General features: G+C 35.6%; 27 protein-coding genes and 1 pseudogene. All 28 read left to right on the top strand.

The window, feature by feature from the left end; translation table 11 throughout:
* The first annotated feature begins 267 nt into the window (after window positions 1-267).
* The 28 genes and pseudogenes from AC3EA5_RS15745 to AC3EA5_RS15610 all read left to right on the top strand — a co-directional run bounded on the left by AC3EA5_RS15745 (window position 268) and on the right by AC3EA5_RS15610 (window position 26,460).
* Entirely contained in the window at window positions 268-828 is a 561-nt protein-coding gene (locus AC3EA5_RS15745) for a GNAT family N-acetyltransferase (protein ID WP_488609197.1), read from the top strand.
* A gap of 152 nt (window positions 829-980) precedes the next feature.
* Window positions 981-1,982 carry an LLM class flavin-dependent oxidoreductase gene (locus AC3EA5_RS15740; protein ID WP_488609196.1) on the top strand — a complete coding sequence of 334 codons (1,002 nt, stop codon included), beginning with the start codon at window positions 981-983 and terminating at the stop codon, window positions 1,980-1,982.
* Between the two features lie 786 nt (window positions 1,983-2,768).
* Entirely contained in the window at window positions 2,769-3,398 is a 630-nt protein-coding gene (locus AC3EA5_RS15735; protein WP_488609195.1) for a peroxiredoxin, read from the top strand.
* Window positions 3,399-3,734: 336 nt separating this feature from the next.
* Window positions 3,735-4,931: an NAD(P)/FAD-dependent oxidoreductase gene (locus AC3EA5_RS15730; RefSeq protein ID WP_488609194.1), complete on the top strand. Its 1,197-nt coding sequence runs from the start codon at window positions 3,735-3,737 to the stop codon at window positions 4,929-4,931.
* Between the two features lie 21 nt (window positions 4,932-4,952).
* On the top strand, window positions 4,953-5,501 hold the full coding sequence (locus AC3EA5_RS15725) for a hypothetical protein (RefSeq protein ID WP_488609193.1): 549 nt from the start codon (window positions 4,953-4,955) through the stop codon (window positions 5,499-5,501).
* Between the two features lie 11 nt (window positions 5,502-5,512).
* Window positions 5,513-6,900 (top strand): annotated as a pseudogene (locus AC3EA5_RS15720) (MBL fold metallo-hydrolase).
* A 70-nt stretch (window positions 6,901-6,970) separates the two neighbouring features.
* The gene (locus tag AC3EA5_RS15715) at window positions 6,971-8,008 is read left to right on the top strand and encodes an ATP-binding protein (RefSeq protein ID WP_488609192.1); all 1,038 of its coding nucleotides are present in this window, start codon (window positions 6,971-6,973) and stop codon (window positions 8,006-8,008) included.
* Window positions 8,005-8,640 carry a response regulator gene (locus AC3EA5_RS15710; protein WP_488609191.1) on the top strand — a complete coding sequence of 212 codons (636 nt, stop codon included), beginning with the start codon at window positions 8,005-8,007 and terminating at the stop codon, window positions 8,638-8,640. The genes AC3EA5_RS15715 and AC3EA5_RS15710 overlap by 4 nt, the downstream gene beginning before the upstream one ends.
* A 777-nt stretch (window positions 8,641-9,417) precedes the next feature.
* A complete protein-coding gene (locus AC3EA5_RS15705; protein ID WP_488609190.1) occupies window positions 9,418-9,945 on the top strand; it encodes a P-loop nucleotide/nucleoside kinase family protein in 528 nt (175 codons plus the stop codon).
* A 624-nt stretch (window positions 9,946-10,569) separates the two neighbouring features.
* Complete coding sequence (locus AC3EA5_RS15700) at window positions 10,570-11,280, top strand: class I SAM-dependent methyltransferase (RefSeq protein ID WP_488609189.1); 711 nt, start codon at window positions 10,570-10,572, stop codon at window positions 11,278-11,280.
* 27 nt (window positions 11,281-11,307) lie between these two features.
* A complete protein-coding gene (locus AC3EA5_RS15695) occupies window positions 11,308-12,072 on the top strand; it encodes a class I SAM-dependent methyltransferase (protein ID WP_488609188.1) in 765 nt (254 codons plus the stop codon).
* Window positions 12,073-12,243: 171 nt separating this feature from the next.
* The gene (locus AC3EA5_RS15690) at window positions 12,244-13,257 is read left to right on the top strand and encodes a serine hydrolase domain-containing protein (protein WP_488609187.1); all 1,014 of its coding nucleotides are present in this window, start codon (window positions 12,244-12,246) and stop codon (window positions 13,255-13,257) included.
* A 396-nt stretch (window positions 13,258-13,653) separates the two neighbouring features.
* The gene (locus tag AC3EA5_RS15685; RefSeq protein WP_488609186.1) at window positions 13,654-14,160 is read left to right on the top strand and encodes a DUF3916 domain-containing protein; all 507 of its coding nucleotides are present in this window, start codon (window positions 13,654-13,656) and stop codon (window positions 14,158-14,160) included.
* Between the two features lie 16 nt (window positions 14,161-14,176).
* Window positions 14,177-14,701 carry a hypothetical protein gene (locus AC3EA5_RS15680; protein ID WP_488609185.1) on the top strand — a complete coding sequence of 175 codons (525 nt, stop codon included), beginning with the start codon at window positions 14,177-14,179 and terminating at the stop codon, window positions 14,699-14,701.
* Between the two features lie 354 nt (window positions 14,702-15,055).
* Window positions 15,056-15,397, top strand: a complete 342-nt coding sequence (locus tag AC3EA5_RS15675; protein WP_488609184.1) for a P-loop nucleotide/nucleoside kinase family protein — start codon at window positions 15,056-15,058, stop codon at window positions 15,395-15,397.
* Window positions 15,398-15,689: 292 nt separating this feature from the next.
* Entirely contained in the window at window positions 15,690-16,484 is a 795-nt protein-coding gene (locus tag AC3EA5_RS15670) for a phosphotransferase (protein WP_488609183.1), read from the top strand.
* Between the two features lie 517 nt (window positions 16,485-17,001).
* Window positions 17,002-17,856: a manganese catalase family protein gene (locus AC3EA5_RS15665; RefSeq protein WP_488609182.1), complete on the top strand. Its 855-nt coding sequence runs from the start codon at window positions 17,002-17,004 to the stop codon at window positions 17,854-17,856.
* A 717-nt stretch (window positions 17,857-18,573) separates the two neighbouring features.
* Window positions 18,574-19,050 carry a FapA family protein gene (locus AC3EA5_RS15660; protein WP_488609219.1) on the top strand — a complete coding sequence of 159 codons (477 nt, stop codon included), beginning with the start codon at window positions 18,574-18,576 and terminating at the stop codon, window positions 19,048-19,050.
* 59 nt (window positions 19,051-19,109) lie between these two features.
* Window positions 19,110-19,355, top strand: coding sequence for a hypothetical protein (locus tag AC3EA5_RS15655; RefSeq protein ID WP_488609181.1), 246 nt, complete (start codon window positions 19,110-19,112; stop codon window positions 19,353-19,355).
* A gap of 471 nt (window positions 19,356-19,826) precedes the next feature.
* The gene (locus tag AC3EA5_RS15650) at window positions 19,827-20,033 is read left to right on the top strand and encodes a spore coat protein (protein ID WP_488609180.1); all 207 of its coding nucleotides are present in this window, start codon (window positions 19,827-19,829) and stop codon (window positions 20,031-20,033) included.
* Window positions 20,034-20,156: 123 nt separating this feature from the next.
* The gene (locus AC3EA5_RS15645; protein WP_488609179.1) at window positions 20,157-20,663 is read left to right on the top strand and encodes a spore coat protein; all 507 of its coding nucleotides are present in this window, start codon (window positions 20,157-20,159) and stop codon (window positions 20,661-20,663) included.
* Between the two features lie 39 nt (window positions 20,664-20,702).
* Window positions 20,703-21,122 carry a spore coat protein gene (locus tag AC3EA5_RS15640; protein WP_488609178.1) on the top strand — a complete coding sequence of 140 codons (420 nt, stop codon included), beginning with the start codon at window positions 20,703-20,705 and terminating at the stop codon, window positions 21,120-21,122.
* Window positions 21,123-21,531: 409 nt separating this feature from the next.
* The gene (locus AC3EA5_RS15635; RefSeq protein ID WP_488609177.1) at window positions 21,532-21,735 is read left to right on the top strand and encodes a hypothetical protein; all 204 of its coding nucleotides are present in this window, start codon (window positions 21,532-21,534) and stop codon (window positions 21,733-21,735) included.
* A 546-nt stretch (window positions 21,736-22,281) separates the two neighbouring features.
* Window positions 22,282-22,779, top strand: coding sequence for a DinB family protein (locus tag AC3EA5_RS15630; RefSeq protein ID WP_488609176.1), 498 nt, complete (start codon window positions 22,282-22,284; stop codon window positions 22,777-22,779).
* A 264-nt stretch (window positions 22,780-23,043) separates the two neighbouring features.
* Window positions 23,044-23,829: a hypothetical protein gene (locus AC3EA5_RS15625; RefSeq protein WP_488609175.1), complete on the top strand. Its 786-nt coding sequence runs from the start codon at window positions 23,044-23,046 to the stop codon at window positions 23,827-23,829.
* Between the two features lie 118 nt (window positions 23,830-23,947).
* Window positions 23,948-24,742 carry a hypothetical protein gene (locus AC3EA5_RS15620; protein WP_488609174.1) on the top strand — a complete coding sequence of 265 codons (795 nt, stop codon included), beginning with the start codon at window positions 23,948-23,950 and terminating at the stop codon, window positions 24,740-24,742.
* A 642-nt stretch (window positions 24,743-25,384) separates the two neighbouring features.
* On the top strand, window positions 25,385-26,080 hold the full coding sequence (locus AC3EA5_RS15615; RefSeq protein ID WP_488609173.1) for a GAF domain-containing protein: 696 nt from the start codon (window positions 25,385-25,387) through the stop codon (window positions 26,078-26,080).
* A gap of 20 nt (window positions 26,081-26,100) precedes the next feature.
* Window positions 26,101-26,460, top strand: a complete 360-nt coding sequence (locus AC3EA5_RS15610) for a helix-turn-helix domain-containing protein (RefSeq protein WP_488609172.1) — start codon at window positions 26,101-26,103, stop codon at window positions 26,458-26,460.
* Window positions 26,461-26,503: the final 43 nt, after the last annotated feature.

Genomic DNA, 26,503 nt, shown 5'->3' with positions numbered 1-26,503 from the left:
AACTAATTTCTTCATCACAATTACTGATAAGGTGAATTTTTTAAAAATTTTAAATTTTATTTTAAGAATACGACAAAGAATTTTTCACTTGTTAAAGAAGACGCTTAAAGAAGCTTTCCGATTGTAGACAAAAGAGGTTTGGAATGAACTTATTCCGTAACCTCTTTGTGTTTTTCTTGAACGATTAGTTTTCCAGTATTGAAATTTTTATTGAGATTAGTCGTTCTTAACTATAACGAAAAAGAAAAACTATAAGGATTTGATGGTATGAATTTAAGAGTAGAATCAATAATTAAAAATCCCAGGGAAATCGACAATGTAAAAGAGTTATATTATGGATCATTTCCTAAAAATGAACGAATGCCTATGAATCTTTTGATGTGGAAAGCAAAGCGAAGTTTTGTTGATTTTCTCGTTATATACGACGAGGGTAGATATGTTGGCTTTACTTACTTAATAACCCATAAATATTTAACATACGTTCTGTATATAGCAATAGATAGTAGTGCCAGGTCAAAAGGTTATGGAGGCCATGCACTAGCTAAAATTAAAGAGAAGTATCCAAATAATCGAATCATACTCAATATAGAAGTTATTGATGAAACTGCAAGCAACTATGAGCAACGGGTAACGAGAAGAAAGTTCTATACCCGGAATGGTTATGAAAGCTCAACATTTTTATATAGAGACCGCTGGGGTTTATACGAGGTTATGATTCATGGAGGCAAAGTTAATAAAGAAGAATTTTATGCTTTATTAAAAAATTTTGCAGGAATTTTACTGTTTTCAGTTTTCAAGCCACAAATAACAATATCCACGGAATTGTAAAACAATCTCTTAAACGAACGAGCTATTAGTAGAGCTTAAAATGTTAAAGGGAAAGTGCATGAGCTTTGACAAAACGGCCTCCGCTGCCGTGGCAAAGGCATGCCAACCGGAACAGGTAACGAAGTAAACAATACGTTTTTAGAGGTGAAATGATGAAAAAATTTGAGCTATCTGTTTTATCTGTTGCTCCATTAAGACAAGGTGAAACAATGAAACAAGGGATTGATTCTGCGGTATCGCTAGCGAAAGCTGTCGATAAATTGGGCTATAAACGGATTTGGTTTGCAGAACATCATAACCACGATGCTTATGCAAGTGCAGCTACGGTATCAATTGTTCAACATATATTAGCAAGTACCGAAAACATCCGTGTGGGTTCAGGGGGAATTATGCTGCCGAACCATTCTCCGGTAGTCGTAGCGGAGCAATTTGGGACCCTTGAAACCTTGTATCCAAACCGTGTAGATTTAGCGTTAGGGCGTGCCCCGGGAACAGATCAAAAAACAGCTGATGTAATTCGCCGTTCAAATCATAACGGCGTGTTTTTCTTTGAACGGGAAGTCCAGGACATTTTGCGTTATTTAGGTAATGAGGTAGTACAAGAAGAGGTTCGTGCCTATCCAGGTTTAGGGACAAATGTTCCGGTCCTGATTTTAGGTTCGTCAACCGGTTCAGCTAAAATCGCTGCGAATCTAGGACTGCCATATGCTTTTGGAGCTCAATTTTCACCAGAGGTGATGGAAGAAGCACTCGCGATTTATCGAGAATACTTCCAGCCGTCTGCTTATTTACAAGAGCCCTATGTGATCGCTGCCATTAATGTGATTGCAGCAGATTCAATGGAAGAGGCAGCTTTGATTTCAGCCAGCCATTTGCAGGTGTACATCGATATTTATACAAATAATTTAAGCCAGCTTATCCCACCGACCAAGGACTTTCTTGAATCGTTGTCACAAGTTGAATTAGAAATTCTTCATCATCGACTGGGGTACACAATCATGGGGGATGCAGAAACAATACGTAGGGAAGTAATTGAATTCCAACAGACGTACGAAGTAGATGAAGTCATTGCAATTTCCAATATCTACGAACCAAAAAAGGAAATTCATTCATATGAGATTTTCAAGCAAGTCATTGATGCCTTATTTGAATAAGGGGGGATATTCTATTGATAGCTAATTAGAAGTAGAATCCATTACAACTACAAAGTAAGAGAGGGGAAGAGCGATGCTGAATTAGCACTGCTCTTCCTCTTTTGTCTGTATAAGTGTACTTATCCGAATGGTTTTATTTCTAAAATTAAATGTTTTTCTTGTTTGTCAGTGAGAGCGTAAAATATCTTGTGTAAATGAATAAAAAGAGAATTTTCATTCAATGCTCAGTTTACATATGACCGATTATCGGTAGCTCCCATAAGCCAAGTATATAAATCAAGAAACCTAGTAACTTATTACGTCAAGGTTATTGGGTTTCTTAATCTATGTGCAAAATAACGCTTAAAAATTAATACAAATTATTTCTTAAAGTTACAGATAACTTTCGTAACTAATAGTGTCGTGTTCAGAAAAGGACGAGTTTTGTTACATCGGCTTTAATAATTGACAGATTCTTTTACTTTCTTTAAAAGGCAATGTTAAATGAATTGGTTGTTATATCATAAACAACTCCATATTTGGGGTTATAAATTGTAATAAATTCAAATTTATATTCATCTGGAAGGTTAATTCTTTAATAATTCCCCCACGATTTCATGAGTATCGACTTCTGTATCAACTTGACTCTTCTCCCGATTCTTTTTAAGAATTACTGTATCTATTTTTCTACCCATGAGACATTATTTTTAGTGATATTTTCTGTATTTTCAATGTGCAAATCCTAAACATATTAAGAATAAAAGAAGCAACAACTTCAACTAGTAAGAATATCACGAGCGAACAGAAGTGGGCTTGCCACGTATTGGTGCTCAAGCACCTGCATTTAAAATAATGACTACACAAGGTGAAATTAGCAATGAGGATTATATTGGTAAATGGTGGGTTTTATTTTCTCATCCATCTGACTTTACACCAGTTTGCACGTCAGAATTTATTGGGTTCCAAGAAATTCATGGTGATTTACAAAAAATGAATACAGAATTGATTGGTTTAAGTATCGATAGTGTTCACTCACATATTGCCTGGGCGTTAAATGTTAAAGAGAAATTTGGAGTTCATTTAGAGTTCCCAATTATTGCAGACTCCAATAAAGATGTTGCCACGAGCTATGGAATGTTAATGCCTGAAGGTGGGAGCACCGAAACATCACGCGCTGTATTTGTGGTGGATGATAAACAAAAAGTGCGTGCTATGATTTACTATCCTTTAAGCACGGGACGTAATATGCAGGAAATTTTACGTCTTGTCAAAGCACTTCAGACAACAGATGAATATGGTGTTGCGACACCAGCAAACTGGATTCCTGGAGAAAAAGTTATTGTAAAAGCGCCTCGAACACAGAAGGAAGCCGAAGAAAGAATGAACAACCCAGAATATGAATGTGTTGATTGGTACTTCTGTAAAAAACATATATAAAAAGAGGAAACCCCCAGCCATGGCTGGGGGTTTCTATGAAAAAGGGTCAATCGCACGTTCCTCATGTAGATATACAAAACAGATTGTCAAATATTGGAAATAGTACAGTTTTAGAACGCGATACCATAATTCCAGATGTACTATTTTTCTAAATGGGACATCCCCCTACCTAATTGGGAATATAAACAGTCCAATATTTATTTGAGTTATTTTCACTTAGACGCAATGGTCCTATGAAATTTAGGGGCTTTTCCCTATATTAAAGAACTTGTATACAGAAGTATCCTATATAAGTATATAAGATATGTAAGATTATTGAGAAAAGGAGTTTTTTGAATGAGTACACAAAAGGCAAGAATAGTAATAGTAGGGGCTGGGTCAGGTGGCATTTCGGTTGCATCAAGATTGTTGCGAGAAAACAAACAGTTGGAACGTCAAATATTGATTATTGATCCTCAGAAAAAACATTATTATCAGCCTCTTTGGACACTAGTTGGAGGTGGAGCAGCACAAAAGGAACAGACCGAACGTGATCAGTCTAGCGTGATTCCAGAAGGTGCAAATTGGCTTGCAGAAAGGGTATCATCATTTTCTCCGGACAAGAATGAGTTAATAACAGAGGAAGGTACAAAAGTTACTTATGAATATCTCGTTGTTGCAGCTGGGATTCAGCTGAATTGGAGTAAGGTGCCTGGTTTGAAAGAGTCTATTGGAACAGATGGCGTCTGTAGTAATTATGAGTACCAATATGTAGATTCTACATGGGAAAATATCAAAAATTTCAAAGGTGGAAACGCAATCTTTACCATGCCAAATACACCTGTAAAATGTGGAGGTGCACCTCAAAAGATTATGTATTTAGCCGAGCAATATTTTCGGAAATCGGGTGTACGTGATCAAACAAATGTTATTTTCGCCACAGCATCGCCTTCTATTTTTGCAGTTGAAAAATATCGCAAGACTCTCGAGGGAATTATACAAGAACGTGAAATTGACACGAAATTTCAGCGTAACTTGACGTCCATTGATTCAAAAAATAAAAACGCGGTATTTACAAATCTTGAAACAGGTAAAGAAGAGGTATTGTCTTACGATATGATCCATGTTACACCACCAATGGGACCGCCAGAATTTTTGGAGAAAAGTCCACTAGCAGCTGAAAATGGATGGATTGCAGCAGATCAATATACGTTACAACATCCGGTTTATGGAAATGTATTCAGCCTTGGTGACTGTGCAAATCTACCAACGTCAAAAACGGGTGCTGCAATTCGTAAACAAGCTCCTGTCGTTGCGGAAAATATTCTTTATGCAATGAATAACGAACCCTTAATGGCTAAATACGATGGCTATTCTTCCTGTCCAATTGTTACTGGATACGGTTCACTTATTTTAGCTGAATTTGATTATGATAATAATCCAGTTGAAACATTCCCATTTGATCAATCTAAAGAACGCTTAAGCATGTATTTAATGAAAAAGCATATGTTACCTGCTCTTTATTGGAATGGCATGTTGAAAGGACTTATGTAAAAAAAAAAGAGGTGAAATGTCTTGGAAAAAATAGATACATCAAAGTTGAATATACTGCTTTCTGATCAACAAACTGTTGAATCGCTGACCTATCTAGTATCAAAGCTACCAGAATATACAGCGCGTATGAAACAGATGGAAGAACCCCTTCTATTTATAGAAGAGGTGTTAAAAGATCAGGAATGGCTTGAACAAATAACAGGTGAAGCAGAGCAAGCGATACAGTCGTTGAAACTGACCAAAGAATCTGTCAGTTCCTTAGTTCGCATCATAGAGATTTTACCTATTATTACACCTTATTTGGATAAAGGAATCGAACTTGCTGAATTTGGACGCAATACATTAAAGGATCCAACTTCTTTCCAATCTATAACATCAGATCTCCATCCATATATAGAAACTGTCCAAAAGTGCGGAGGTATTTTACAGGAGACTAACCGCAGAGTACAAATGCAAGAAACGGAGAAGCTATCGCTATTTAAGGTGTTGGCATTATTAAAAATACCAGCCGTAAAACGAGGGTTTCAATACATGAAAACATTTCTACTAGTACTTAGTGAAAAAAAATAGGAGGCTAAGATATTTTTTTTACATCATTTTTGGATGAGAAGTTAGCACATTATTCGTATTTAGTTGGATGCCAAAAGACAGGAGAAGCGATTGTTATTGATCCTTCTCGTTATGTGAATCAATATTTAAAGGTAGCAGAAAAAGAAGGGTTCTCCATTTCTGCAATTGCGGAAACCCATATTCACGCGGACTTTTTATCAGGTTCCATTGAACTTTCAGAGCAGTCAGGAGCTAAAATGTATTTATCTGATGAGGGCGATGAAAACTGGAAATATCAATTTAACCCACGATATAACACTGAATTCGTAAAAGAAGGATCGGTTATTCAAGTTGGCAATGTGAAAATTGATGTGTGGCATACACCAGGACATACACCGGAAAGCATTTCATTTGTTTTGACAGATTAAGGTGGAGGGTCATCAGTGCCAATGGGAATCTTTACAGGGGATTTTGTTTTTGTTGGTGACATTGGACGTCCCGATTTGCTAGAAAAAGTAGCCGCAATGGAAGGTACTGCACAAGCAGGAGCTAAAACAATGTTTCAGTCAGTTCGGAAATTTAAAGAACTTTCGAATCATGTTCTAGTCTGGCCAGCTCATGGGGCTGGGAGTGCATGCGGGAAATCCCTTGGTTCCGTACCACTTTCAACTGTTGGATATGAAAAAGCAAATAATTGGGCACTACAAATCGATCATGAAGATGAATTTGTAAAAGAATTGATGACTGATCAACCGGAAGCACCAAAATACTTTGCGATGATGAAAAAATTGAATAAAGAGGGGGCTTCTCTTCTATCTAAAAGCCTCATCTCATCCATTCAATTAACGAAGTGGAAAGCGAAATGAAAGAGGAGAAGATGGTCATAGTTGATACACGTCCTTCTGAGCAATTCTTCAAAAATCATATTGAAGGATCCTTAACTATTCCACTTAATAAATCATTTACAAACTGGGCTGGTTGGCTTTTATCTTATAAAAAACCCATATTAGTAATTGTGAAAGAAGAAGAAGAACAAGAAATGGTTAAAGCACTCCAATCTATTGGGCTAGATCAAATTAAAGCAGTTATTCGCCCAGAAATTGTTGAACAGGGAAATGGAACAATAAAGCAATTGACAGTTGATGAATTTCAAAATCTTACTGAATACCAGATAATTGATGTACGAAACGATTCGGAATGGAAAGAAGGGCATCTTCCCGAAGCAGAACATATTATGCTCGGTACTCTAACGGATCGGTTGGCTACTATAAGCAAAGATAAACAACTAGTTGTTCAATGCCAAGCTGGCGGCCGTTCAGCCATTGCTTGCAGTATTCTACAGGCAAACGGCTTTGAAGATATATACGATTTACAGGGTGGATATGAAGAGTTAGTAAAAAGAGGAATTTCGGTTTCGTGACACGTATAATGGAGAAAAAACAGAGCAAATCTCATTATGGGGTTTGCTCTTTCCGTAAAGGAGAGAGCAAATGAGTTCTTCGAGTATGAAACAGGAATATTTTGAAAATATTTTAACACATATACAGGATGGCATTATTGTCATGAATAACGAACGAACAATCCTCTCACTGAATCCAGCTGCAAATAATTTAACTGGATGGAAAATAAATGAGAATGTTCCATATTGCACATATTGTCAAAGTAGGGTTCTTTCTGAAGGAGAAGATCGCTGTTTATTGATTTCCAAAAATGAAGTTCCATACTTCCTTTCAGAAATGCCCACCTATCAAGGACAACATATTAATGTTGAGATGAGCACAGCACAATTAATGGTAAATGATGAAACTGGGGAATCACAATATTTACTCGTCTTGAAGGATCAAACATTAAAAAGAAGAGAAGAAGAAGCAAAATTCTCTAAATTAATGATTAAAAGGCTGACAGAGGCACAGGAGAGTGAACATAAGCGTCTCGCACAGGAACTTCATGATGGTGTCAGTCAATCCCTCTATAGCATTTCACTTGCAATGGATAATATTCAAGTTTATACACAACAGCCTAAACTACAGGAATACCTAGATGAAGTACGCATTGAACTAGATAAAGTTATTTCAGATATTAAAAGTTACTCCTATCAACTTCGCCCAAAAAGTCTTGATCAGCTTGGTTTGTCTGCAACAATTGACGCATTAGCAAAATCATTGGTGACAAAAAAGGCTGGTCTCGTCATTGAGTTGGACTCGAATTTACTGAACAGGCTTCCAGTGGCAATTGAAATTAACTTGTATCGGGTTATACAGGAAGCGCTACATAATATGATGAAATACGCCGAAGCGACTTTTGTAACCATTCATATTTTCTATGATGAGAAAAAAGACCAGATTCTTATCGAATACAAGGATAACGGAATAGGCTTTGACACTGAAAAAGAAAAAAACGGACTAGGTCTTCAGCATATGAAAGAGCGAGTGGATCAATTAGGGGGGAATTTTCTACTTTCATCCTCTATCGGACAAGGAACTTCAATCACGATTGAATGTACGTTTAATGAGGAGGTAGAGTATTGATTAAAGTATTGATTGTTGATGACCATAAATTGATTCGAAAAGGGATCATCATGATGTTAGATACGTTTGAAGAAATAAAAGTTGTGGGGGAAGCCTCTGAAGGATCTGAAGCTATCAGGCTTTCTTTTCAATTAAATCCTGACGTCATTTTTATGGATATTTCAATGCCAAATGGAATGGATGGCTTTCAGACAGCGAAAGAAATACGCCAACAACTGACACATGTTCGTATTATATTTTTAACTATGCATGAAGAAGAAGCCTATATTAAAAAAGCACTCCATCTAGGAGTTAGTGGATATTTGCCTAAGAAAAGCCAAAAAAACAACTTGTATGAGGCCATTCAACAAGTAATGAAAGGACATCTTTATTATAAAACCGAATTTCCAGATCATTTAATCGAGCTATGGAAAGATAGTCAGAAAAAGAAAGGCGCACTAACGGAACGAGAACTTGAAGTTTTACGGTTTCTCGTCTTAGGATTTACCTATATTGAAATTGGAGAAAAAATGTCTATATCGCCAAAAACGATAGAAAACCATAAAGCAAACATGATGTCAAAATTAAAAATAACGCATCGATATGAATTAATACAATATGGTCTTCGAAATCAGTTTGAAATACAATTTTGATGTCAAGAGATGTTCCGCAAATGGCGGAACCCCCTATGTCATTAACTATATAGACGATTTTAATAAATAATTCTCCCCTCAGATGGAGGGACATATTACATTAGATGAGTTAGAAAACTGGCTGAAGTGGCGTACATTGCCCTCGACACATGTGAACGCGAAGGAGTTGCTTGAAGCAATAGGCATGCAAGCGTATAACCGTTGGGGCATTTGTTCAATATTATCTGTATAACTGACGGACGAATGAAAAGAAGAGGAAGTGAGGGCACCCGAATTTCCTAGCGAGGATAGAAGTGTTGAATTACAAGTAGGAAAAGAAATTTATGATGAAAGCGGTGCAACTTGTAATAGTTTTATAATGAAAGATGAGTATGAAACTTGTTACGAAAGAGATGAGAATGCTTTCATTTTGAACTAAAGATTCAATGAGGATAGTAAAATATTTCGCTAAAAAACGCTCAGATTTCTGAGCGTTTTTACTTGTCATTTATATTGCTAAAACTTAAAACAAGTGCAAAATACCGACCAAAGCGACAGATATCTTTGGTACCTAGTATCGTCGTGTTCAGAAGAGGACGAGTTTTGTTACATAAGCGTTTATATTCAAATCCAATATCTAATTTATTCCATAGGTTAATTGGATATTTATGTTAAAATAAATTAGAGGATTTGAAGACTTTTACTTTAACAACCGGGGGTAGTTTAGTAAAAAGTCGAATGAGAATTAGCTTAAGGTAATGTAGGAATTCACATCATAAAATGTGGGGGAATCTGCAGATGTTTGAAAAATTTAATTTTGACTTAATTCATCGTGAACGGAATGATGTAACTCCTTTAGTGGTGATGATGTGCGGTGTGGCTGGGTCTGGGAAAACTACTTTTTCACAACTATTAGAAAAGGAAGGTTTTATACGTCTTTCTATTGATGAAGAAATATGGGCTACTAAGGGTCGATGGGGGATTGATTTCCCAATGGATAAATTTGAGGAATACAGAAAAGATGCAGAAAGAAAATTACTCAACCGTTTAATAAAGCTAATTCACGATAAACAACAGGTAGTAATTGACTTCAGTTTTTGGGATCGTGTAAGAAGGAACCAATATAAAAAACTTATTGAGGATTCTGATGGTAAATGGAAACTTATCTATTTAAAAGTTCATCCAAATGATTTACGTGAACGACTTAAGTTACGTAACAAAAGTTTTGATGCAAATTCGTTCCCTATTTCAGAAGAACTTTTAAGTTCTTACCTTAATGGTTTCGAAGTTCCAAAAGGTGAAGGAGAAATTGTAATTGAAAATTAGACCTATCAAATAAAAACCACTAAGACTTACTTCAAGTAGGTAAATACTTTATTCTACTTCAACAAATGGAGTGGTTTAGTTAAAGTAGGCTCAAGAAAAACAAGTTTTTTAGTTGAAGAAAAGCTATCCTATGTGGATAGTTTTTTCTTATTACCCGCAAGAGTTCGGCAAAGTGTGGTTTACAAAGATAACGTACACAAAAGGTTATTATAGTTTTGCGAACTATATAAATGACCAAATATGAGCACTTCAAAGCAGTACGTAAAAGTGTACTTTTACGAACGGTTATAAAACCTGGAAATTCGCCCTTTTTTGTTTCCTAAAAAGAACAGAAATCTTCTGTAATAATTGTAACGAAAGCTATTGAAAAAATATTATGAATCTTTATTATATAGCTGTTAAATTGCTTTTAAGCAATGAAAAAAAGTTAGTCAGTATTATAAGGCTGTATAAGGTCAAAAGAACAGGTATACCTGCTATAAAAGACCTTAACACCATAAAACAGGTAATAAGAACTCTTAAAAGAAAAGCGAATTAATGCAAATGTAACCTACCAGACAATATACAATCTGGAAGTTTTAGTATAATTGTATAGTACGAAAACAATTGAAAGAAGGGGTATAGTTGAGAGAGACGATTCGCAGCAATGAAGATTTACTGGATATGTTAGATTCATTATTACGAGAGCCTACCGATTTTTGGAACGAATTTTATTCCAATCGGGAAAAAGGAATTCCATTTTTTGTGAACAAACCAGACGAAAATTTAGTGGGCTATTTTAATAAAGGTCTTATTAAGCCCGGAAATGTCTTGGAATTAGGAAGTGGGCCGGGCAGGAATGCCATCTATTTTGCTGATAAGGGCTGCAATGTTGATGCGGTCGATCTTTCAGAAGAATCTATCGACTGGGCAAAAGAGAGGGCAAACCAACGAGGGGTAAAAGTGAATTTCATTCACAACAATATCTTCGATGTTCAGATAAATGAAGGTACATACGACATTGTCTATGATTCCGGCTGCTTTCACCATATTGCTCCTCATCGGAGAAGCAACTACATTGAACTGGTACTGAAAGCCTTAAGACCAGGAGGGCACTTTGCCATCACTTGTTTTGTAGAAGGCGGAGAGTTAGGCGGTTCGGATATTACGGATTGGGAAGTATACAGACAGCGGAGCTTAAATGGCGGACTAGGATTCACAGTAGAGAAACTAAGAACCATATTTGCGGATTTTAAGGAAATCGAAATACGCCGAATGAAAGCGGTGAGTAAAGATGAGAGAATGTTTGGTGTAGCATCTCTCTGGACTGCTTTATTTAGAAAAAGTGATATTTGAAATTGTATATACTGAAAGTGGGATTCAATGGAAAATCTATTCGGAAATGTTGCACAAGACTTTGTAAAGTACCGCAAAGGTTATCCCAGCAAGTTCTATGAGAAATTACAGCAAGACCATGGGGTGGTTTTCCGACAACAACAGGTGTTGGATATCGCCACATCAAATGGCTTAGCTGCCCGTGATTTAGCAGATTTGGGCTGTTTGGTGACGGGGATTGATAATTCCCCTGAACTCATAGCAGCGGCTATCCAAACAAACATGGTTGAAAAGCTGAACATCGACTACCTGTTGGGAGACGTAACAAATTTACCTTTTGAAGAAAGTTCCTTTGATCTTATTACGGCTGTTCATTGTTGGAATGTACTTCCTGCGAGCTCGACGAGCAATGAAGCATACCGGGTGTTAAAAACTGGTGGGAAATTCATCCTCGCTCAATTCGAACCGATTCCTATTAAGAATGATGTGGTAATCAAAACACGTGAAATTGTTTCAAAATTTAATACTGATTGGAATGTTCTAAGCAGTCTTGGTATGTACCCACAATGGATAAATGACCTCTACCTTGCTGGCTTTACAAACGTGGAAACCTTCACATTTGATGTGGTAATCCCTTTTACACATGATGAATGGAAAGGGAAGATGAGAACAGATGAAAGCATAGGAGGAAGTCTTCAGCACGAAGAGGTAAAAGCATTTGACGATGCCTTATCAATTCTTCTGGAAGAACAGTATACGGGGAATGCTTTGGAAGTTCCGCATCGAATATTTTCCATCATTTGCGAAAAATAATATCTAGAATCTGCTGTAATTAGTTCATCACTTATCGGAAGAGAAGGAACTTAAAAACAGTATTTGTAGTAAGTGTTAAAGTAGCAAAGTTGATGAAAGAGAGTACAGGAAAGTTTTTCTATCCATAGAAACTATTTTAGCTCTTTAAATTATGATGGAATTAGGTGAAATATGGTTATCAATAAAAAAAGCGATTCATTATTTACACCAGTTATCGAACATGTTAGAAACACTGCTAACGTAGTGGACTGCACAGGCTCTGCACTTTTAATCATGCAAAATGATGAAGTTGTAATAGAAGAATATTGGGGTACGCATTCTAAGGAAGAAAATGCGAAAGAAATTCAGGAAACTACTCAATTTCATATTGCTTCAATCAGAAAGAACTACATTGGTTTTGCCGCGGCATACGCTGTTTATGAAGGATTTATAAAGTCGATAGATGATTTAGTCACGAAATACTATCCGGCTAATGAGCCTGAACTTTTCGAAGGGGTTACCATTAGGCATCTCTTAACTCATACGCATGGATTAAAAAAGAATGGAGAGGAAACTCAAAGAGAATTCTTGCCCGGAGAAAGTTGGGCATATCGGGGTATCGGTATTGATACGTTAACCAAGGTCATTGAAAATGCCACTGGAAAGAGCATTGCAGAAATTTTAGCTGAACAGGCGTTTAACAAATTGCACTTTACAGAAACTGGCTGGTATGCAGAGGTGAACGAAAATCTAGTTGAAGTTATAAGAGATCCAGATGATTCGAGCTGGTACAACGGAAAAAGCATTTCTGGAAATGAAAGAAATATGTATGCCTCTGTTAGAGAGTTATCTAAATGGGGAGAACTTCATCTTAATAAGGGGCTAGTAGGCGGCGAACAAATTGTTCCGAGTGAAATTATTGCGTTAGCTACTTCTATTCATAGTCCGGAAACGATTGATTCTGATTTCCCTCAGAACGGGTATTTATGGTTTGTTAAAGACTTGCCCGCTAAAAAGTCCGAAATAGGGGAGTTAGTACCGAAGGGATCGTTTCAAATACTAGGTTATACAGGTGTCACACTCCTTGTAATTCCTCAATTTAATCTGGTAGCCGTGAGGGCTTTTAACAGCTTTGGATCTCCTGCAGGATATGATTATTTAGAGGATGTAAGGACATTCGGAGACACAATAATCCGTTGCTTATAAAGCCTCTATATTCTAGAAATTAAACTAAATTAATGTAGTATACCAGTTTACATATGACCGGTTATCGGTAGCTACCATAAGCCAAGTATATAAAACAAGAAACCCAGTAACTTATTACGTCAAGGTTACTGGGTTTCTTAATCTATGTGCAAAATAACGCTTAATTTAATACAAATTATCTCTTAAAGTTACAGATAACTTTCGTAAATAATAGTGTCATGTTCAGAAAAGGACGAGTTTGTTACTTTGCCGTTTATCTTTAAGTAATACTTAATATTCAAAATTTTATTTGGGTATTTATGTTAAAGTATAAATAAAATATTAAGGGTTTCTACTGAAAAAACGAAGCTTAGTTTAAGTAGAATATAACAAATCGATGTTAGATTGGAGACATATATGCGTAATAAGAAGGTAAGAGGACTACGACGAAAAGCAAAGAACATGATAAAGCGAATTGAGGAAGAGACAAATGAGTTTCCTTCCGACTTTTATAACGGCTACTGGCATCTTCATTTACCAGTAGCTCAAAGTTTTATTGATTCTGAGAAGACTCCTTTTGGAATTAAACGATTATGTGTTCAAACTCTTTTAAAGGCAGCAAAACATTTGATTGGAATTAAACCACATACTGATGAAAAGTACCGAGTGGTTGTTTCAATTAATCCTTCCAAACTGTTTAATGCTCAAATCATTATATTTCATGGAGCTACTCACTTTGAAGGCTTCTTTGATAGAAATAATGAATTTCAAAAGTGGAATCCATTAACTGAAGAAAGAGACTTTGAAAGAGAATGGAAGTTGATCATTCCCCCAAATATAAGCGTAAAAGGGATTAGAGAAGAGATTGCTGATGAGGATGGAGAATATAATAGAGACATTTGGTTTGTTGGAGAATTGGACTAGGTGAAAGGAGTAGCGTATGAATAAAACAGTGATTGGTTGGGGCTTAACTGTGATAATGGGTATTTCATTAATTGTTTTATCAATATATACAAATAATTTGAAAGTAGAATTAATTGAGTATGAAGATACGACGAGTTATGCCTCCTTTTATTTTGATATGATTAGCGAAATCACAACTATGGAAAATATTTTAGTTTTTGAGAAGGGATTTATAGAAGGAAATGGAGATTTAAAATCATTTAAACAATTAATCGATTTAACTAGTTACAGTGTGTTACAACACCCTTCTTTCCCTTTAAGAATGAGTGAAACGGAAGTAATTGATTTTAATAAAAAGCGACAGATGGTTATGACAACTATTTTAAATTTCCAAAATGCGAAGTCATTAGATGATAGAAAAAATGCAAAGTCATTAGATGATAGAAAAAATGCAATTATTTTTGAGAAAGGCTTAAAAAACTATAAGAAAGCCTTTGATGCTTGGCTTGAACTGGAAAACAAATGTTCAGATATTGGTGGTTTTTATACAAGGAGGAGTTGAAAAAGTAGGATAATCGCTCATGAGTGCTACCCATAAATGGCGCGATATTCTGTGATACACCGTGGATGTTGGAGTCAGACTAACGGATGGACTGCATAGCACCATAGTTCATCGATCTTCATCTCCTAACCTTAGTAAATCTATACCCATTCTCAAAATTCCCTTTCTCGGTGGTGCAGTGCAAGTATTGATATATATGGGTGGCAAATGGGGTAGAAAAGTCTATTCAAATTAACTTAAGGTATTGTAGGAATTCACATCAAAAAATGTGGGGGAATATGCAGATGTTTGAAAAATTTGATTTTGACTTAATACATCGTGAACGAAATGATGTAACTCCTTTGTGGTAATGATGTGTGGTGTAGCTGGTTCTGGAAAACTACTTTTTCACAACTATTAGAAAAGGAAGGTTTTGTACGTCTTTCTATAGATGAAGAAATATGGGCTACTAATGGTCGATGGGGGATTGATTTCCCAATGGATAAATTTGAGGAATACAGAAAAGATGCAGAAAGAAAATTACTCAACCGCTTAATACAGTTAATTCACGATAAACAACAGGTGGTAATTGACTTCAGTTTTTGGGATCGTGTAAGAAGGAACCAATATAAAAAACTTATTGAGGAGTCTGGCTGTAAATGGAAACTGATCTATTTAAAAGTTTATCCAAATGATTTACGTGAACGACATAAGTGACGAAACAAACTTTTTGATGCAAATTCGTTTCCTATTTCAGAAGAACTTTTGAGTTCTTACCTGAATGGTTTCGAAGTTCCAAAATGTGAAGGAGAAATTGTAATTGAAAATTAGGCTGGGCGGGAATTGCACTAATATCCATAATGTTACCAACTTTATTCTTGATTGGTCTAGTAATTCTTCTCGTAGGGGTTTTTAGAAAAAAAGATACTGAAACCATCGATTTATTCAAGTAACAATGGACTATTCCTTTTCTTCTTCAACTAACAAATCATATTAGGGAGGAATATAGATGTCAAACCATGAGAACGAAGAGATTTTAACAGGAGGGAATGTCTCTACTGTTTATCGTTCGGGAGAAACTGTGAGACGAGAATTAAAGCCAGATAGCCCCAAAATTCATAAGCTATTAAAGCATTTGGAGAACAACAGTTTCAGTTATGCACCAAAGTTTTTAGGTATTGATGAAAAAGGAAGAGAGATATTATCATTTATTGAAGGAGAAGCTGGTAATTATCCTTTAAAAGAATACATGTGGTCTGATGATGTTTTAAAAGAAATAGCGAAGATGCTCCGTCTTTATCACGATTCTGTGAGTGATTTTTCATTTGATGATAGCTGGAAATCGATAGATAATACTCCCCAACCATTTGAAGTACTATGTCATAATGACTTTGCAATATACAACATTATTTTTAATCATCAAAGACCAGTAGGTATTATTGATTTTGATGTTGCTGGACCTGGTCCAAGACTTTGGGACATAGCATATACTCTTTACACTTGTGTTCCCTTAAGTAGAGTTTATCATTCTGAAACAGGTGAGGCAGTTTATTATGATCGATTAAAGGATGCCGACCGTATAAAACAAAGGGTTAAATTGTTTTTTGAATCCTATGGTATTGAGGGAATGGAAACAGGTTTTTTAGAGATGGTATTGCTACGAGTAGAAGGATTATGTAAATACATGATAAAAAAAGCCAGTGAAGGTGATGTTGCTTTTCAAAAAATGATAGATGAAGGGCATCTTGACCATTATCAAAGTGATATTAAATTTATTCGTGAACATGGTAATGAATGGATTTAAGATGAGGTTTCTATTGACCTCTCATGTATACAGAAAGAAGACTTTTACCAGAACCATGCAAGATTGACTTCACTACCACCATACTTATTTTTCTCCACATAGAGGTAGTCTTTCACAAGAGAAAGGTTTTAAACCTTGGAGATATATCAAGAAAAACGCATATTTAAAATGTGATAACGCTCTTCTGAAACTGATTTATATCGCCACGCGATTCCACCTTTGATAAAAACGAAAAGTGGAGGTCTTAACAACAAAACGCGGAAAAAATTGTGCAGAGCTAAAGCTGTTTAAATTACCAAAGTTGCCTGAAAGGTTAAATATTGCCGTCAATTGATCAACTATAATCATCCCAAATAATCGTTAGCATGGCTGTTCTTCTTGTCCCATATCATTCATTAAAAAAATATCTAATAATGTGTGATCACTCTGCCAAAACTCGTTCGGGTACTCTTTTAAGCATAAATATATCCTTATTGGTAATAATATATTTGAAAAAATATTTCAATGGAGGTTTTTTATGTATTTCTATAGAGAAGATTTAATTAATATGATTGTTCCTGATAAACCTGATCCAGCAGCGGCGAGAGTACTACAGGAAGTATTGGGAGGACAATTTGGAGAAATGAGAACCATGATGCAGTATTCATTTCAAAGTGCCAACTTTCGTGGAAGTGCTAAACAGTATCGTGATTTGATTCGTGCTATTTTTCTCGAAGAGTTGAGCCATGTAGAGCTTGTGCAATCAACAATTAATCAACTGCTAAACGGTGCAGGTGAAAGTCAACCAGGAAATGCAGGAATCGATAATGCTCCTTTGGATGAAGCAGTAAAGCATGCTAATCCGCATCATTTTATTATGGGTGCAAAAAGCTCTTTGCCAGTGGACGCTGCTGGAAATCCATGGTTGGGGAGTTATGTTTATAGTCACGGGAATTTAGTTGCCGATCTTTTAAACAATGTTGTGTTGGAGTCAACAGGTGTACTTCAAAAGACTAGAATTTATGAAATGAGTACAAATAAAGCATTCAGAGAAACTCTTGCTTTCCTGATTGTTCGTGATAATGCTCACCAGAATGCCTTCGCAAAAGCCCTCGAAACATTGGGAGTAGATTGGGGAAAAGTATTCCCTGTACCTAATTATGATATTAATAAATATCCCGAGTGTAAAAAATACATTGATATGGGATTCCATAATGCACAGTTCAACTTTAGGTTAGATCAGACACTTATGGGGTCAATTTTCCAAGGAGAATCACCAAGTAGAAATAGTGGTCAATTACAAATGACAGATCCTCCAAAAGGCCATCCTGTACCGGTATTACCTGATATGCCAAATGAACACAGCCCTGGATTGTCTGATTTAAATTCATAATAATAGTCGGTATAAATTTATTTTGTATAACATTTTCACTCAAAAAAACAACATACAGATTTTAGTGTAACCTGTTCTAAATTAAACATACAAAAGAGCCCAAATTCGCATATGAATTGGGCTCTATTAAAATGCCTTTTAATAGAACTACTATATTACTGTTAAATAGTACCTAATTCAAAGCACAGCATGTTTTAATAAAAGATTCCCTTTGCAAGGTTTCTATTTATTTAAATCTGTTGTGATACTGAACAAATATGGAGGAATTTGTGTGATTGTCTATATTGGAGATATCGCTAAAGAGAAGCCAATTTTACCTTTTGAAACACCGTGTAATCAAATTGATCAAGTATTTCAAGAAAACCCAAGGCATCGTTTTAATAGATAAGAAATTTGGGGCAGGCTTAATCACACGCACCCGTTTCTACCAAAAAATTGTAAATAAGGTACCTGTGTAAAAAACTATTCTAATTATTCAATACAAGTGCGTGAGTGAAATCCAAAAAGCTTTAAGTCAATGGTTTTCAAAGAGGAATTTTTGCATAAAATATCAAACTTGTTAATTTTCGTAATTTAAGTGGTCCCACCCATAAAATTCAAGTCGATGATTTTTAATAAATAATTTTGAAGTGCATCAGTTTTTTGATCAATTTCTATAAAATTAACTAGAAATTGCAATCGTATTTAGCATGGGTGGCACCTATAGCGGAATAGTTAATTCATTGCGTTGATGTAGATATTTCTTTAGGGAATCTCCAGTATGTCGGAGATATTGAAATTCAAGGTAATGTTAGTAATGGAATGAAAGTGGTAACTATGATGGATGTTTATATTCATGGTTCAATTAATCAGTCCAATATAACAGCTGGAAATAACATGGTTGTTTATCAAGATGTAATTAACAGCCACCTAATTTCAGGGGAAATTAACCAATTAAATGTAAGCATCGGATTATTACTGGGAAATTTATCTGTGGACTTAAAGCGTTTTGTATCGGCAATTGAACAAGTTTATCAGTCCCCTGTTTTTAAGACATCTGACATTGCAAAAATGGGCTTAAGTTCCTTGATAAAAATTTTATTAGAACAAAAATTCAAGGACTTACCACCTTTAATTAACGAATTAAGCTTATTAATTTTGAAGGCTGACAAACAGCAAATATTAGATCCGGAAGAGAAATTCGTTCCGATTTAATTAATGGATTCTTGAAGGCGATTCCAACACAATTTAAGCAGCCCGAGAACATTGTTACATTGATAGAACAAATAGATGAACTTTATGAATTAATGAGAATTTCTCGAGAATCTGCTTCTCATATGGTAATTCCTTTTGCGTCGAATAGTGAAGTATTTTGCAGTGGTGATATCTCAATCGTAGGAAAGGGGTGTATTAGTTCAAATATTTATTCCGGTGGCAAAGTACAAGTTCTAGGAGTACTACTTGGTGGAGAGGTTTTTGCATCAATGGGAATAGAAGTAGAAAAAACCGGATCTCCATAGGGAAAAATTACACGTATTATTGTTCCTGAAGGACAAACCATTAAGATAAAACATGCCATGAAAAAAACACTTATTCAAATCGGTAGTCATACACACAATTTTGTACAATCAGAACATAATGTGTTTGCTAGAGTTAACCCTGAGGGTAAATTATTATTGTTTTAAATTGTTAGTAGCATTCTTCATTCCATGAAATGTTTCAACTAATCCTAGAACTAATTACTAGTCTTTAAGGTTACCTATCTCAATTATATATGAACTACATGAGCGGCCGAATGTATCTTCGGCCGCCTTTTTTCTTTTCTAGAAGATTTCTATTCTTTCATTATCAATAATAAAAGATATAAGTGCATGAATAAAGATTCTATACGACATGATTCTAAGGCAATTGTGTGGTAGATGCAGTTTCGTCTTTGCTAGTCTCTGCATATGATGTAAAGAGAATAGAATTTAAGGAAAGGGGGGTTAGTTGTGACTAATTTGCCTGAAAAACCAGAAGTCATTTCGAGTAAGGCCGTTGATTTGCTCGTAAGTAATGCGTTCCGAAAAAACGGTGTCGATTTAGAGAGCGTAAGAGGAAAGCTATCAGAAGATCAAAAATCGGCTATTAAAGAGATGATAGAAGAGTTAACCCAGCAAGTAGATGCATTTGTTAAACCAAAGTCTTCTGAGCAATAGATTTAATTGTATACTCTATCACAAGAAAACGCCTATTTACAGGCGTTTTTTCTTTTTTTGCCGTTCCTATTTGATAGAGCATTGAGTATATTACAACATAACGTAAAAAAGGAGGTGTAGATTATGTCAAATAGACGTAGAAGAAAGTGTCGACATGCTGCTGGGGCTAGAAGATATTACAATTTTTCAGAGACTATGCAAGAAGATCAATCAGTAAGTATGCAACAAGATGATTTTGTAGTAGAGAACCAAAGTGATGCAGTTGTTGCTCAAGACGCCGATCAAGTCTCACTGTTAGACCAAGAATCTGACGAATTAATTTGGATTGTAGACTCATGCAATGTCGTTGTAGAAACGACAGATACTCAAGCTGCGGTTTCTCTTCAAGTCGGGTTGCAGTTGGCTATTGCTTTAGTTATCAGTATCACAATTGGTGATAGTGATAGAGGGCAAACACTAGCACAAGAAATATTCCAGGAATTCGATTCCGAGCAAACGAACAGACAACAAATCCTTATAGAAAATTCAAAAGATGTCAATATCACAACTACTGATACAGATTTGACGGTCAATATTCAAGCAATGCTACAAGTGCTGCTTGCATTAGTCGTCAGTTTAGATGTGCTTTAATTTACGTACAGCATTCTAAAAAGAATAGAGGTGAAAAATATGAGCAATAGAGAGTGGAGAGCATTGGATCAATGTGATCCAGAAAGTAGCAGTGCAACACAAGATGGTGAACAGGTTTCGGTTAGTAATCAGCAATCCTTTGAAATCATTATTGTTAGGAATTCTGAAGGTGTAGATGTTATCACGACGGATACGCAAGCAGCTGTCTCTTTGCAACTCGGCATTCAGGCAGCTATCGCGGCTGTCATCATCGCAACTGTCGGTGATACTGATCAAGGTAGAGCGGTGGTTCAAGATATTAGGCAATTTACGAGAAGTAGACAAAGAAATGTTCAAAGAACGGTAATCGAGGGATCTAGAAATGTGAGTGTTACGACAACTGATACTGATTTGGCAGTAAACATACAAGCATTACTTCAAATTCTGGTAGCAATTATAGTCAAACTGGATATTTTGTAAAAGTTGAATTGAGCTAGATAGAAAGAGAGGGGAACATATGGAGAATACGAGCCAAGATATGGTTGAGCAACTACGCAAGCATAACGAACGAATCATGCAAGATTTGATAAAGGATTTCCGACTAAGACGTGCTATCGCCAAACTGGAAAAATCAATAAAAAAACCCAAGAATAATTGATAGAATGAAAGATTTAAATATCACCAGGAAAAAGAATATGCGAAACTGATACTCCTAAAGAAAAAATCATTTGAATCAAGGAGAATCAGTCGTACAAGAGGATGTAAAACCAACAAGCTAATCAGTAAATGTTATAAATGATTTACCTTGGACTAACATCGTCATTGTAATAAGTACTGTTCTCCTCATATTCTATATATGGAGATTTTCTAAGAATAAGGGCTCAGTTCAGTGATAGTTGAAGGCGTTTCTTTTAATCGAGAACCTATTCAACATACACAAGGTATTTGTGTAAGTGAGATGGAATGGGCATATTCCATGGAAACAAACGGTGTGCGAGATGCCTATCGAGAATTCGAGAAAAAAACTAGTGGAATGGGTTATACACGTCAAAAAGAAGAAACAATCCGAGAATGGTTTAAAAGACAATACTAGGAAGTTTCAGACAGTCTTTACACGATCTATGATTTCGTTCGTTATAGTCAAAGTTCAATGAACTCTCTTGATGGAGAGTGGTTCAACATCTGAATTCACTTTCTATGAATTATTTCAAAAATGATGTTTAAAGCCTTTAAAAATAGGAACACAGCAACATTCTCATTTCCCCCTTTTTTATAGGCAGATTTCCAATGGAAAGCTGCCTATTTTTTTTGTGTATATTTATCCGCCGCGTTTATTTAATAATCTAAGTGCAAAACGTCACTCATAACAGTGCAAAATCCCGCCTAAAGTGACATCTTTTAAGACTAGTAGGATCGTGTTTAGAAAAGGACGAGTTTTGATACATATCCTTTTATATTAAACATCTAATAATTAAATTATTCCATAGATTAATTGGATATTAATCGTAAAACGAATTGGGAAATGTGAAGAGGGCAGATTTATGGTAAAAGGTATTATTCAACATTAATGGTATAATTATTTATAAAACAAAAAACGAAAATTTTAGATTCCATTTAACTATTACAAAGGAGTATTTAAATGAGTAACAATAAACTGCTTATTACTTTCAAAAGTGATCTTAACAATTATTCATTGGAACAGCTAAGATATAACTCGGAAGAAGGGGTTTGGTCTATTGGACAGATGTATGACCATTTAATTCTTGTTGCCCATGAGTATCTTAATAATATGGAAACATGTGCAACATTAAATGAGGAACAATCTCTTGAGAAAACTCAGTTTGGTGAGCAATTATTTAGGAACGGTGGTTTTCCACCTATTAAAATAAGATTACCAGATGAACTAAATTCTCCACCAAATAATTCAGACAGCAAGGAAGACCTAATTAGCAGGATGGATCAGGTAATTCAAAGATTTAGTCAATGGGAATCGAAAGTGGATTATATTAACCCAAATAATAAAGTTGAGCATGGAGGGTTCGGCTGGCTGAATGCAAGGGAATGGTATGATTTGGTTGGTATGCATTTTCGTCATCACTTGCGTCAAAAAGATGAGTTGGAAAGTTACATATTATAGATGAAAATCACATCATAAATGGGGATCCCTCCTTCAACTAACATGGAAGAACGTAATATTTTTTCATTATCTGTGGTGTAGCTACTATTTTTGAACTACCTGGATGGCTAACGGGTGTAGATGTTGATATTAAAAGCTTTTTCGACAAAGTAGACCATGCAAAACTACTGAAACAAATGTGGGAATTCGTGATAAATCACTACTTTGGGCTCAGTTAAAGGCATTTTCGGATACAAGTAGTAACTATGATATGAGGAATATGAAGTGGATGAAAAAATAACGCAGCTGATGCTTAAAAAAGGGAAGAAGTATAAAAAGTGGACTGAAGGCATGTTCGTCAATCCATTTTACTGGGTTGAAAACGGAACGCCTTATTATATTGTTGTCTATACGAAAAATACTGGTTCGGTAGCTTCCGCATTTTTTGCGGAAGGGCAAGAAAATAAGGAAGATGCGCTTAAAGCCCATCCCCCCCTCGCTATTTTCTCGGATTTGAGCACGAACATTTTCAAATACGGCTCAAAACGCGCGGAAGTAAGTCTTTCTTATTACACAAAGCCTTTATCGATTCCGGTTAACAGCATGGATTCCCAAGTCAATCAAGGAAGGGAAGCTTTTGCGGAGCTGTCGAAACTGCAACAGGAATACAATGAAAAGATGAAGGATTTTACCCACTATTATGATAATGACGTTTTAATACGGGGACAGTTGACCGAAAATGATATCAACAAAGTCAAGGAAACAGTCATTGAAATGGATATGCTGCAATACAAGGTTGGGTTGATTTTGCAGGAGCGCTACAAAGATATTGAAGCGTTTGCCGGTTTTTTAGAAAATCAGAGTGTGTGGCAGAAAATGGATAAAGACACTCATGACTTTATAAAAGAAATTACAAAGAATATGGACAGAGCTGAAAAAGAATTGCGTGACATGAATATACTTACGGATGAAGATCCGGAAAAAATGTTCCGCTTAAATTACGATAGGATGTTGGAGAAAAGTAAAAGTGCAATTGAGAAACAGAAAGCGAATATCCGCTACCCAAAATGACAGAGCAAGAAAGCATCTTAGCTGAATTACCTGCTAAGGTGCTTATACTGCAATAAAAGGTATATTCAGTGTAAATGAAAAAGGTTTTTAAGGTTAAAGAAGGAGACGGAGACTTATCATGCATGATCAAACAGTAAAGCTGCTTATGAAAAAAGTGAAAAAACATAAAAAGTGGACAGAAGGCGTATTCGTCAATCCGGTTTATTGGGAAGTGGATGGCACACCATATTACATGGCGGGCTTTACAAAAAACAATGAATCGGTGGCGACTGCTTATCTGACGCTCGGCGAGGAAAAGCTCGAAGAAGTGTTAGAAGCACAGCCCAATTTATCTCTGTTTGCGGACCTCAACAGCAATATTTTCAATATCGGCATGGATTGGCTGAAAATACCGGTTTCTTATTATACAAAACCATTAAGCATTCCAGTCAAAGGCACTGATCCAAAGGTACAACGAGGGAGCGAAGCTTTTGCCCAATTATGGGACACCCAGCAAAAATTCAATGAATTGGTGAAAGGTTATAAGACTTATTATGAAAACGATGTATTGATCCGGAAAAAAATGTTAGAATCTGACATCATCAAAACGCAGGAGACAGCCAATATGGTCAATATGTATCAATACCGGGCGCTAAGGATTTTATTGGACCATAACGATGACATTAAATCTTTCGCGGAGTATCTAGAAAATTCGGATCATTGGCCCACATTGAATAATGAAGATCAGAAATTCATAAAAGGAATTACGGATAACGCCGCAAAAATGCGCGCCAATTTAGCGGGGCTCGAACTAATCGAAAACGAGGATTTCGCACGCATGACCCAATTGAATTACGATCATATGATGGAAAAGAATAAAAAAATAATTGAAGGTCAGCGGCAGTATATCCGCTATCCTAAATTGTCCACCTAAAAAGCATCCCGGCGATCGATCGCCGGGATGCTTTAATTCATACTGTCAATCTTCATCTTTAATGTCCACATCCTTCGGAATCGGTGTCATCTGCCATTCTTCCATGGCTTGTTTTCCGAGTTCCAGCTGTTGGAAACCAATTATTTAAAAAAATTCTACCTATAGTTATAATAGTCATAGTACATTCCTTAAATTTTCTAATATATATTCCAGGTCTTCAAACAATATAAATATTTTCATCCCACATAATTGATTGTATTTCCAATTTGCAGGTTTGTTAACTAACAAGGAGAAAGAAATAGAAGAATTAAGTTGAAGGGTGGAACGCCATAAAAAACGAGAGGATGATTTATCATAGTACTGTTACTTTGTTTCTAATCAGAGCAAATAACATTGAAACTCAATGTTAACTTCTGTTCCATCGTTTGTAACACTAGGGTTTTAATTTAAATGTAGTTCAAAAAAACTAGTAAATAATAATTTTGTGGTATAAAATCATTACTTACTAGAAATTTTTAGGTAATAATCCCGTATTTAAATTTTTCTCTATACGATACATTAGTCTTAATAGATATGAAACGAGAGATAGAAGTTATTAAAATAATAGATTAAAAAAATTTTGTTGAATAGGATGGGTTTTGTATGATATTAAAAAATAACTCAAATTATCAAAATATTGTTGAAAATCTACGTGAATTTAACTTAAAGAAAAGTATAAAAGCTCAATTAAAAATAATTAACCCTCTTTTGTGCAATAAAGCAATAGATTTAAGGGCCCACTTAAATAATGCTTTAGCTAATGGATTAATCTCTAAAAGTGAATCCGAGTTCTTAGATATTAAAATGAAACTTGGACGTATGAGTTTGGAATTGGAACAAGTATTAGATGGTATTTATGTTTCTATCTTGTTCTATGATAGTGAACGAAATTCTATTTATCATGGAGCTTGTCCAAGTGTCCCAGCCGACTTTTTTGACTTCTTTAAAATGATTAATGAACAGGGTCTTTTCGATGAAAATTGTGGCCCATGTGGAAAGGCTGTTTTTGAACAAGAAGTCGTCCAAACGGATATTGAAACGAGCCCTTTATGGTCAAACTTTAAGGATTATGCCCTTAAAGTTGGCTTCAAGTCTTGTACATCGATTCCATTCTATACAAGTGCTGGACGACTGGCTGGAACGTTCGCCAACTACTCTAATAAACCTAACCACATATTCACACACGATGAAGTGGCTATGATTCAAGAAAAAATATATATGTACCGTGATGAAATTCAAAGCATTTCTGATCGTCTTCATGTGCACACCCAAATTGGTCATACTGGTCTGACGATCTAAGGAGAAAGAGGGAATTGAGAATGACTTTTGGAGGACGCCTTAAAAACCTTCGCTTAGAACGAAGGCTCACTATGCAAGAAGTTGCCATCAAAATCGGACTTGCCAAATCGTCTTATGCAGGTTACGAAGGAGGGCATAGAAATCCTCCCGTCAATAAATTGATAGCTTTAGCTCAGCTTTTTCAAGTTTCAACGGATTTCATTCTTGGACTAACGGATATTCCAGACCCTGTTAACTCACTTCATAAGAAACACCTTTATTGGGATGGAATTCTCTTAAATGAAAAGGAATTAGTAATTGTTCAACAGGTTGTTGAATTAGTGGTTAATAAGACTCAAGAAAGCAGCAAAACAAAAAGTGTACAGATGAATATAGGATAATCATTTGTCCTTTTTTTTCTCTTTTAGTTCACTTAAAGTGAAC

This window comes from Paenisporosarcina sp. (genome assembly GCF_057785155.1).
This window is presented reverse-complemented; position numbering and strand designations above follow the sequence as displayed.